Origin of the sequence: Streptomyces sp. NPDC088246 (genome assembly GCF_044741025.1) — a bacterium.
GTDB lineage: Bacteria > Actinomycetota > Actinomycetes > Streptomycetales > Streptomycetaceae > Streptomyces.
The window spans coordinates 1-8483 of sequence record NZ_JBIURV010000115.1 but is presented as its reverse complement, the minus strand read 5'-3'; the positions used below and the strand labels follow the sequence as shown (position 1 = coordinate 8483).

Below are 8483 nucleotides of genomic sequence, written 5' to 3'. Positions count from 1 at the left end.
CCTCCTGGCCACCTGGACCGGCGCCTGCTCGATATGCGGCCAACCCGCACCAACCCCCGAACCCCACCACAGGACCTAACAAAGCCCTACTAGGGACGCTCCTGCCTTATGGACCCCGGCGAACGGCCATCGGGACCCCCTGCTTTCGTCGGGGGTCGTCGTCACACATCGGAAGATTCCGATGCGCCCGCGGCTGCCTAGCGTCCATGTCATGGTCTTCTCCCCGACACACACATCCCCCGCCCGGCGGACCCCGGCACGACGCCTCGCCGACCGCCGGCTGTTCTTCGCCGAGACGTTCCGGACCTTCCGTACGACCGGGGCAGTAACCCCAAGCGGCCGTCACCTCGCCGCGGCGCTCGCCGCGCCGCTGGCGCACCGCACCGGGCAGCCGCGCGCCGTACTGGAGGTCGGTGCCGGAACCGGCGCGGTCTCCCGAGTACTGGCGGACCTGCTCGGCCCCGAGGACACTCTGGACCTCGTCGAGGCCAACCCCCGCTTCGCTCGCCTGCTCGCCGCGGACCTGCGCGCCGACCCCCGGCTGGCGGTCCACCGGGAACGCATCGCACTGATCGCAGGACCGGTGGCAGAGCTCGCCCCCCAGGCGCGCTACGACATGATCGTCTCCGGGCTGCCGTTCGCCAACTTCCATGCCCGCGAGGTGTCCGATCTGCTCGCCGGCTACCTGACCGCACTCAAGCCCGGCGGCCACCTGACGTACTTCGGCTACTGCGGCACTGCCCGCCTCCGCGCACTGCTGGGCACCTCCCGGAGCCTGGCTCGGCACAGCGGAGTCACCCACGTACTCGACACCTTCCAACAGACCCACGCCGCCGGCTGCCGCACCGTATGGGGCAACCTCCCCCCGGCGCGCGTCTGGCACCTGCGCGCCCCCACAGGGACACCTCATCCGCTTCCCTGAAAGACTCCGTTGCCTGACCGGTCGGGTGACAGAGGACGTAGATCGCCGACGAACCCCTGGCCGTACTCCGTGCCGTCGCGGCCCTGGAACGCCTCGCCGAAGAACACCACCGCCCCCGCACCCGCCGACCGGCCACACCGGCCACACCGGCATGATGCGGACGTGAAGAAGACGATGGATACGCCGGCCCAGGAGGAATTCACTGCCGTCTGCGGCCGGGTGTGGGACGCTCTCATCCCCGCCCGTGCCAGCTACCTGGCCAATGTCTCACAGCACTACGACGAGGTCTTCTACGAGGCCGCGCAGCGAGCCGAGCGCGTCGGCAGTATCGGCAAGACCCACATCGCAGAAGCGGACGGCGTGTTCGGTCCGGCCACCAACGCCGCCGTACGCTCCTTCCATACCCCCGGGAGGCTGGAAGCCGACGTTCTCATCGGCCCCCGCACCTGGGGCCGCCCTGGACGCGGACCTGTCGGCGGCGTTCGACCGCATCGACCGTGACCCGGGCCTTGCTGATGACCGGAGCGCGCATGTCCGGGTGCTCCAAGGCCGCGGACGGACGCGCGGAGGCCCCCGAGATCCCGGAGCTCGATCCCCGCGCCCCCTACCGTTCGGACCGTGGCATCTTCCACCCTGCTCCACGTCCGGCCGCCCCGTCGGCTACCAGGCGTGCGCCAACGGCCACTCCGAATCGGTCCAGCAAGCTGGCCACGGCCGCCTTCGCGTCGGCTTCCTCGCCCGCACAGAAGGCCACTTGCCGTCCTCCGGCATGCCGGGGCTCCGCGGCGGATGAACCACCCTTCACCCGCGGCGTCATCGGCGCCCCAAGGGTGCGCGTCTCGTCCCGGCGGGCCAGCGCCGGTGACCGGGGACCAGTCGGGGCGGGGCGCCGCCCTGAACCTTGGCCGTCCGTATGAGGGCGGGCGGCTGATGCAGCTGGACGGTGCGCGAGCGGAAAGCCCCTGCTGCTGCAGGTTCCCGGCTGACACCCCGGCCAAGCTCCGCGCACACCAACGCACAGGAGGAGAATCATGAACCGTCGTGTCGTCTACACCCGTGGCGGGTTGCCCGCCGACGTCCTGACCATCATCGAGGAGCCGGAGCCGACAGCGCCCGAGCACGGCCAGGTCCTCATCCGCACCACGGCCTTCACGGTGCACCCTGGTGATCTCCAGACCATCGAGGCCTACCCAGGGAAGGCTGCACAGCCGGTTCCGGCCGGCCTGGAGGCCACCGGCGTGGTGGAGGCCATCGGCCCGGGAACGCGCGCGGCGCCGGGTGTCGAGGTCGGCGGCCGAGTAACGGTCTTCCCCCAACCGGGGGCGTGGTCCCAGTGGATCGTGGCGGACGCCGAGGTGGTCGTCGCCGTACCGGACGAGCTGTCGGACGGGGTCGCCGCGCAGATGCTGGCGAATCCGCTCACCACGGTGATGCTGCGCCGTGAGGCGGAGGAGCACCTGGCCTTCGGTTACGACGGTTGTCTGGTACAGACCGCCGCGGGCTCGTCGGTCGGGCGGCTGGTGACGGGCGTGTCGCAGTTCCACAACCTGGCGCTCGTCAACGTCGTCCGCAGCGAGCGCGGTGCCGCCGAGCTGCGCACACGGTTCCCGGACGTGCCGGTCGTGTCGACAGAGCATCCGGGTTGGGCCGACGAGGTCCGCAAGGCAGCCGACGGCCGTCCGGTGAGTGTGGCCTTCGACCCGATCGGCGGGAAGCTGGCGGAGAGCCTTCTGAGCCTGTTGGCGCCGGGCGGGAAGCTGGTCAGTTACGGGCTGATTGCCGAGGAGCCGATCTCGGTGCATGCGTCGACGCTGCTGGACAAGTCGCTGACAATGCGGGGCAAGAGCATCGGCCGGTGGTTGTCCGAGGCATCCGCCGAGAGGCGGGCATCCGACGTCGCGACCGCGAAGCAGATCGCGCTGGGGCTCAAGGACCAGTTCGAGGTGGCCGCTACGTACGGCCTTGGCGAGCTGGCCGACGCCGTAGATCTCGCGGTACGGCCAGGCAAGGTCGGCCTCGTCCTCGTCCGCCCCTGGTAGCCGCCGCTACCTCCTTGAGGCGGCGGCGTCGAGCTGCAGCAGGGTGCGCCGGCGGCAACTGACCGCGTCCGCCGACGGACATGGCCGGGCAGCCCGGTCAAAATGGTGTAGACGCTGGAGCTGCCGCCGCTCCCAACTTGCTTTTCCCCTCCACCGCTCGACGCAGGCGGCACCATGCGGAAGTGGCCATGTGCAGCCGGTCGTGGTGACTGGTCCGCGGCAACCTCTATCGGTTCTCCGGACAGTGGGCACACCTCGTCGTCCGGCATGCGGTACTCATACAGGAGACCTTTCCGGTTGCCCCGGGCCCAGGTTCCGCAAGCGCACTCGTAGCGGCCCTCCAGCGCGGAAGCATCGAGCACGAGTTCACCGGACATCGGGCAGAAGCCGGGGCGACCGGGCGCCTCGTGCGTGTAGGAGTGACCATTGCGGAGACTGGCTTTCGTCCTCGACGGCTGCCGCAGCACGTCGCTGTGTGGCCCGCCGCCCTTCGTCCCGAGCCCCGCCGCCCACGGTTTCGTCCTCGACGCCTGGCTGGAGAGCCCGTCCGCCGGCGAGCGCGACCGCCTCGAATTGCTGCGCACCTACAGCGCGGGCGCCGGGCTCCTTACCGAACTCGCGCCGCTCACCCTGGCCTTCGGGCACCTGGCTGCCGCGCTGCGTACCGAGGCCACCGGAATGTGCGCTCGGCGAGCTACCGGACAGTGCCATTGTCCACGCCGTGCGATCGGAGTCGAGAGCCCAGCAAGCAAAGATCGTCCGGCTTGTAACTGCGCAGGCCTACCAACGCTGCGTGTACAGATCAACTCCGTTAAACTGACCTTGCTTTAGGAAGTGGCAGGCCGCGAGTCGACTGCGTGCGATGGCGGGAAGCACCCGATGTAGCCGGCGTTCGCAGTCCTCAACGGAGCTCGGAATGAACCTGTTCATGTGCGTTCAGCGGGCTCCGCCCTGCGTCCGTTTCCGGGGCCGGGAGTTGCGCGAGGGCTGGCCGGACGGCCGATGCCGACCGTGGGGATCGCGCCGCTGGAGCCTTGGCCGGCGCGGGCCGTTCACCGGGCCCCGTCTCGGCCTCGCAGTCGTTTGTCTGCGGTGCCACTTCTTCGCCCTGCATGAACGGTCCACACATTATTCACGAATTGCCACATTGTTACTCCTGTCCGTCAGTTCTCCGGAGGCCGCACTCACCACCCCTACGGGGAAGTGAACCGCTGCACCGTTCTTCGAAGACACGACCCCGACCCCTAGGACCACCCTCCGTGACCTTGTCCTCAAAAATCGCCCTTGCCCTCGGCGTCTTGTCCCTCCTTCTAGCAGTCTGGGCGCTGCTCCTGGCACGCTCGCGCCGCAAACACGTACGACGGGGCAGAGACTTGTCCGCGGAGGCGCAGGCCGCCAATTCCCGTACGCAGGCGGCCGAGGGCCGCGCCCGAACCGAGGTGCAGAACAGGCAGACCGCAGAGTCCCGCATGAAGGAGGTCAATACCCGCGAGGCGGAGCTTCTCGACGAAGTGCGTCACCTCGTCTCCGAGCGGCTTCCCGCTCTCGCACTGCACCTGATCAGCTCTCATTACCCCGTCCCCGGACTGCTGCACAAGAACCTCGCGGGGTCCGAGGCTGCACAGCTCCTCGACGCCCTGACCGACGCTGTTTCTGACATCGTCCTCAAGGAAAGGCGCCGCATCGACGCCGCTGCTCGGGCTGCCCTGCGCGGTGCGACTCAGGAGTCCCAGGCCCTCTCCTACCGGTTGCAGACGAATATCGTTGGTCTGCAGCACGAGTTCAGCGCGCCGCCCCGTCTGACGCAGAGCCTGCTTGAGTCCGACCACCTCAATGAGCAGAACCTGCGCCTCACCCAGAAATCCGCCATCGTGTGCGGAGGCTGGCCGGGGCACGTCCGCAAGGACACCTACGTGAGCGAGGTCGTCAGTGGCGCCTCCTCCCGACTGCGCGGCTTCGACCGCATCAACATCGTTTCTCGGCTGGGCCTTTCCAACATCGGCGTGGTCGGGCGCGCGGCCGAGCCTGTTGCCGTGGTCTGCGCCGAGCTGATGGCCAACGCGCTGGAGCATTCCCGTGATGACCTCATGGTGGACGTCAGCTTGTTCCAGACCGGCAACGGCAGTGTGTGCATCACGATCGACGACGCCGGCAAGGGCATGACCTCAGAGGCGCTCGCCCGCGGCCGAGGTCTGATATCGGGTGAACAGCAAGAGGTGATGCTCCTCGAGCTCGGTGACCCGCCGTCCATGGGCTTCGCCGCCATCGGCCGTCTCGTCGCCGACTACGGCCTCCACGTCTCCATCGACACTTCCTCTCCCTATGGCGGGGTGCGCGCTGTGGTGTCAGTTCCCGAGAACTTGCTGACCTCGATCGACGAAAACGCCACACCTCCGTCGGTCATGGCTCCCCAACCCGCCGTGGCGCCCCAGGCCCACAAGCGGCCCTCCACTGCCGACTCGCCCGCGCACTCGCCCGCGCCCGCGCACTCGCCCGCGCCGACCGCCGCAGCGGAGCTGCCGCAGCGCCGCCGCCGTTTCTCAGCGACAGCCACCCCTGATGACGCCGCCGCCGTGGCGCCCCGCCCCTTGGACCCGGAGAACACCGGTGCCATCTGGAGCGATTTCCAAAGCGGCCTCACCAACGGCCGGTCCGTCACCGATTCGGAGTAAACACTGTGACCATGTCTGAAGCCCGCGAAGAGACCGGCCCGTCCGCCTGGGTCCTGAAGCCCATCACCGAAATCCGTGGTGTCCGGCACGCCCTGACCATGACTCTCGACGGGATGGTCCAGGCCACCTCCGAGAACCTCACCAAGGACGAGGCGGACGGCATCGGTGCGATGACTGCCGCGCTGCACTCCGCCTCCCGCGCCGCCACCAACGCCGTTCTGGGAGCCCCTCCGAGCACTCCACTCACGACCGTCACCTCACACAACGACCGGGGCACCTACATGGTCATGCCGGTCGGCGAAGGAACCAACACCCTGATCGCGGCGGCAGGCGATGAGGATATGCCCATGGGCGTGGTCGCGGCCACCATGGCCCGCCAGGCCATGAAACTCGGGGAACAGATCATGTCCGTTCCCGCTCGTACCAGCGACGGGGCGTCATGAGCCGCGGCCAGGAACAGCGACGGCTGCTGCCGGCCTACCTCGCGACCGGAACCAGCCCCGGAGCCGGCCTCCCTGGCACCCTCGATTCGCTGGCCGCTCTGCGTGCCAGTGGTCTGCCCCTCGCCAGGTACCACACGGCGGTGCACCAGCGCGTGGTCGAGCTGCTTACCGGCGGATCTCTCAGCGTCGTCGAACTGGCCGGCTATCTCGGCCTCCCGGTCAGCGTGACTCTGGTGCTCGCCGAACAACTTGTCAGTGACGGTCAGTTAAAAGCCAGCGTCCCGATTCCGGACGCTCTGCGCGCGTCGAACGATGGCCGACCGTCGAAAGAAGTCCTGGAAGAGGTTCTGAGTGGACTCCACGCTCTCCTTGCCGCCTAGCTCGCCTCCCGTCTACCTGCCTGAGGGAGAACACCGAAGGATCAAGATCCTCGTTGCCGGCCCGCTCGGTATCGGCAAGACGACCGTAGTCAAGTCGCTGTCGCAGATTCCGACTCTGCACACCGACGAGGTCATGACGAAAGCGGCGGTCGCTACCGATGACCTCAGCCACGATGTCCTGCGTGACAAAACCACCACCACGGTCGCCATCGACTTCGGCCGTCTGACCCTGCCGGGCGACAAGATCGTTCTGTACCTGTACGGAACTCCCGGGCAGCGCCGCTTCCTTCCTCTGTGGGAAGGCATCGCGTACGGAGCACTCGGTGCCCTCGTCCTGGTCGACACCCGGCGGCTCAAAGACTCCTGGGAGGTGATGGAACTCATCGAGGAACGCGGTTTGCCGTACGCCGTCGCTGTCAATGTCTTCCCCGACTCACCCGCATACGACTTGGAGCTCATCCGTTCGAAGCTCGACCTCGCCCCGGAGACACCGCTGGTCACCTGTGACGCACGGGAGAAGAACAGCGGCCTTAACGCCCTCATCCAACTGACCGCCCATTCCATATCCGTTGCCGGAGTCGAAGCCTCGTGACGCTCACACCAGCCGAAGCACCCGTGTCCCTGCATGGGGCCGAACACGCCGCGAACCCGCAGCGCAGCTATGAACTGCTGCGCCGGCAGGGGCCGGTCGGCGTAGCCGAGGTGGCCCCCGGTGTCGTGGTCCACCTGGTCACCGACTACCGGGCCGCCCTCGACCTCCTCCAGGACACCGATACGTGGACCAAGGACACCCGGAGCTGGCTGCCGCAGGTACCGGAGGACAGCCCGATCCGGCCCCTGGTGGAGTGGCGGCCGAGTCTGTTCTACGCCGACGGCGAGGAACACGCGCACCTGCGACGGGTGATCACGGACAGCTTCGGTCTCCTGGATCCCCATGACGTACGCGTCCTGACATTCCGCTACGCCGACACGCTGCTCCAGGAATTCGCTGATACCGGGACGGTCGACCTCGTCCGCCAGTACGCGCAGCGGCTGCCCCTGATGCTCTTCAATGCGCTGTTCGGTATGCCGGACGAGGAGGGCCCGCGGCTTGTGTGGGCGCTCGGGGCGATGATGGACAGCGATCCGGAGACACAGGCAGCGGGCGGGCAGTCGTTCGGCGCCTACCTCGAAACCCTCTACGGGACCAAGGCGGCGAAGCGCGGCCACGATTTGACCTCCTGGTTCATCGATCATCCCAATGGGCTGAGCCAGGAAGAGGCCGTCCACCAGATCCTCATCACCCTCGGGGCCGGGAACGAGCCACTGTGCAACCTCATCGCCAACACGCTCGTCCGCATGCTCAGCGACGACCGCTATTTCGGCACCCTGACCACCGGGAGCCTGCCCATCCAGCACGCCATCGATGACGCGCTGTGGCACGACGCGCCGCTGGCCAACTACAGCGTCCACTTCCCCAAGAAGGACGTGACCTTCCACGGCGCTCGCCTCCCCGCAGGCTCGCCCGTCATGGTGTCGTACGCCGCCGCCAACACCTGCCCCCACTCGGGCGTGCCGGTGGACGGCTATCGCTCCGGGAACAAGGCGCACCTGGCCTTCGCTGCGGGGCCCCATGCGTGCCCCGCCCGTGACGTCGCCACGCTGATCGCCACCGCCGCCATCGAGAGGCTCCTGACCTACCTGCCGGACATCGAACTGAACGTTCCCGCCGACGAGCTGACCTACCGCCCCGGGGCTGTCTACCGGACGCTCACCGCGCTCCCGGCCCGGTTCACCCCGCTGACCCCCGACGCCGACGGGGCCACCCCCTGGAGCCGGAGCCCCTCCGGCCCCGGGCAGGACGCGCCACTGTCCCCGGCGTCAGGCAGCACCAAGGCGTAGAAGCCGTATCACCTGCCGTCGATCGTCGCGGGGGGGGGGGGGGGGGGCCGGGCCCCCCCCCCCCCCCCCCCCCCCCCCCCCCCCGCGGGCGGGGGGGGGGGGGCGGGCCCCCCCCCAGACCCCCCCCCCCCCCCCCCCGGCCACCA

Annotated in this window: 8 protein-coding genes; all 8 read left to right on the top strand. The window is 68.7% G+C overall.

Annotated features, from left to right (window positions below; genetic code table 11):
- The first annotated feature begins 211 nt into the window (after positions 1-211).
- Positions 212-922 carry a class I SAM-dependent methyltransferase gene (locus ACIPEK_RS45790; RefSeq protein WP_402008766.1) on the top strand — a complete coding sequence of 237 codons (711 nt, stop codon included), beginning with the start codon at positions 212-214 and terminating at the stop codon, positions 920-922.
- A gap of 162 nt (positions 923-1084) precedes the next feature.
- A complete protein-coding gene (locus ACIPEK_RS45785; protein ID WP_402008764.1) occupies positions 1085-1423 on the top strand; it encodes a peptidoglycan-binding protein in 339 nt (112 codons plus the stop codon).
- 530 nt (positions 1424-1953) lie between these two features.
- The gene (locus ACIPEK_RS45780; RefSeq protein WP_402008762.1) at positions 1954-2961 is read left to right on the top strand and encodes a zinc-binding dehydrogenase; all 1008 of its coding nucleotides are present in this window, start codon (positions 1954-1956) and stop codon (positions 2959-2961) included.
- Positions 2962-4259: 1298 nt separating this feature from the next.
- Positions 4260-5633 carry a sensor histidine kinase gene (locus ACIPEK_RS45775; protein WP_402008760.1) on the top strand — a complete coding sequence of 458 codons (1374 nt, stop codon included), beginning with the start codon at positions 4260-4262 and terminating at the stop codon, positions 5631-5633.
- Between the two features lie 11 nt (positions 5634-5644).
- Entirely contained in the window at positions 5645-6076 is a 432-nt protein-coding gene (locus ACIPEK_RS45770) for a roadblock/LC7 domain-containing protein (protein ID WP_383077574.1), read from the top strand.
- Positions 6073-6456, top strand: a complete 384-nt coding sequence (locus tag ACIPEK_RS45765) for a DUF742 domain-containing protein (protein ID WP_384464301.1) — start codon at positions 6073-6075, stop codon at positions 6454-6456. Before ACIPEK_RS45770 ends, ACIPEK_RS45765 begins: the two co-directional genes overlap by 4 nt.
- Positions 6428-7048, top strand: coding sequence for an ATP/GTP-binding protein (locus ACIPEK_RS45760; RefSeq protein WP_383077578.1), 621 nt, complete (start codon positions 6428-6430; stop codon positions 7046-7048). The genes ACIPEK_RS45765 and ACIPEK_RS45760 overlap by 29 nt, the downstream gene beginning before the upstream one ends.
- On the top strand, positions 7045-8337 hold the full coding sequence (locus ACIPEK_RS45755) for a cytochrome P450 (RefSeq protein ID WP_402008757.1): 1293 nt from the start codon (positions 7045-7047) through the stop codon (positions 8335-8337). Before ACIPEK_RS45760 ends, ACIPEK_RS45755 begins: the two co-directional genes overlap by 4 nt.
- Positions 8338-8483: the final 146 nt, after the last annotated feature.